Source organism: Microbacterium testaceum, from assembly GCF_001476655.1.
GTDB classification, from domain to species: Bacteria; Actinomycetota; Actinomycetes; order Actinomycetales; family Microbacteriaceae; genus Microbacterium; species Microbacterium testaceum_C.
In genome coordinates, this window is the sequence record NZ_LDRT01000143.1 from 1 (window position 1) to 1333 (window position 1333).

At 71.4% G+C, this 1333-nt stretch carries 2 protein-coding genes and 1 pseudogene; 2 read left to right on the forward strand and 1 reads right to left on the reverse strand.

What is annotated here, in order from left to right; genetic code table 11:
- On the reverse strand, positions 1-537 hold a 537-nt coding region (locus NS220_RS16390), incomplete at its 3' end, for an AAA family ATPase (protein WP_440589476.1).
- A gap of 158 nt (positions 538-695) precedes the next feature.
- Here NS220_RS16390 and NS220_RS16395 point away from each other — a divergent pair.
- Positions 696-992, forward strand: a complete 297-nt coding sequence (locus NS220_RS16395) for a hypothetical protein (protein WP_058625084.1) — start codon at positions 696-698, stop codon at positions 990-992.
- An 84-nt stretch (positions 993-1076) separates the two neighbouring features.
- A pseudogene (locus tag NS220_RS16400) lies at positions 1077-1333 on the forward strand (DUF349 domain-containing protein); the annotation flags it as partial.

Genomic DNA, 1333 nt, shown 5'->3' on the forward strand with positions numbered 1-1333 from the left:
GTCGTCGAGGACGACACGGCCGGCGAGGCCCCGCGGGTCGGTCACCGCGCGGTCGACGAGGTCGCCGAGGTCATCGTCGCCGAGTGGGCGGAGGGTCAACAGCAGCGACCGCGAGAGCAACGGCGAGATGACCGAGAACGACGGGTTCTCGGTGGTCGCGGCGATCAGCACGACCCAGCCGTTCTCGACGCCCGGCAGCAGCGCGTCCTGCTGCGCCTTGGTGAAACGGTGGATCTCGTCCAGGAACAGGATCGTCGACTGCCCGTAGAGATCGCGCTGGGTGAGCGCCTCCTGCATCACCTCGCGGACGTCTTTCACGCCGGCGGTGATCGCCGACAACTCGACGAAGCGCCGCCCCGACGATCGCGCGATGGCCTGCGCGAGCGTGGTCTTCCCCGTCCCCGGCGGTCCCCACAGGATCACCGAGACGGCGGATCCGGATGCCGAGGAGTCGGTGGTCGCGAGAGTGAAGAGCGGCGATCCGGGGCGCAGCAGATGGCCCTGGCCCGCGACCTCGTCGAGGCTCGTGGGTCGCATTCGGACCGCGAGCGGGGTCTGGCCCTGGAAGAGGGCGGAGGAGGCGGGCACCGATCCAGGCTATCCGGGGCCGCTGACACCGGCACCGGTCTTTTGTCGGGCTCGCGCCGTGCTGCGTAGGATCGGGGACGGTCGCAGGGCGGCCGGAGGAGGTCGATGTGGCGACGGGTGGGAAAGACCGGCAGAGTCGCGAGCAGCGTGAGCGCGCGCGTGCGTACCAGGCGCGGCAAGAGCTGCATCGTCGTCAGGGCCAGCGTCGGCGGCGCGACAACATCCTCGGGATCGTCGTCGGAATCGTCGTCATCGCCGGTGCGGTCGCGGCGCAGACCGCGTACTTCGTGGCGGGTCCCGGCGCTCCGACGCCGGCTCCGACGGTGACGGACTCCCCCTCCCCCTCCACCGCTCCCGATGCTCCTCTTCTCGACCCGGAGCAGACGACGGCCCCGTCGCCCTGATCCCGTCACGCCGCGGTCGGGCGTACTAGGCTCGGGATCGTCCTTCTCCCCCAGGCGGCTCTGCCGCGATGAGGTGCTACTTCCGTGACTTCCGCTTCCTCCCCCGACACCGCCGGCCCGCTCGACCCCTCGAGCGACGCGACCGACGAGCTTGTTCCCGCCGACGAGACGACGGTCTCGCCCGACGAATCCGCGGCGGCCACCGATCCGGCCGACGTCCCCGCTGAGGCTCCAGATGCCTCGTCGACCGACGCCGCCGAACCTGTCGACACCGCCGGTCTCGCCGATGAGTCCTCCGCTGATGCGACCGCCGCAGCGGATGCCGCCGACGCCCCCGCCGA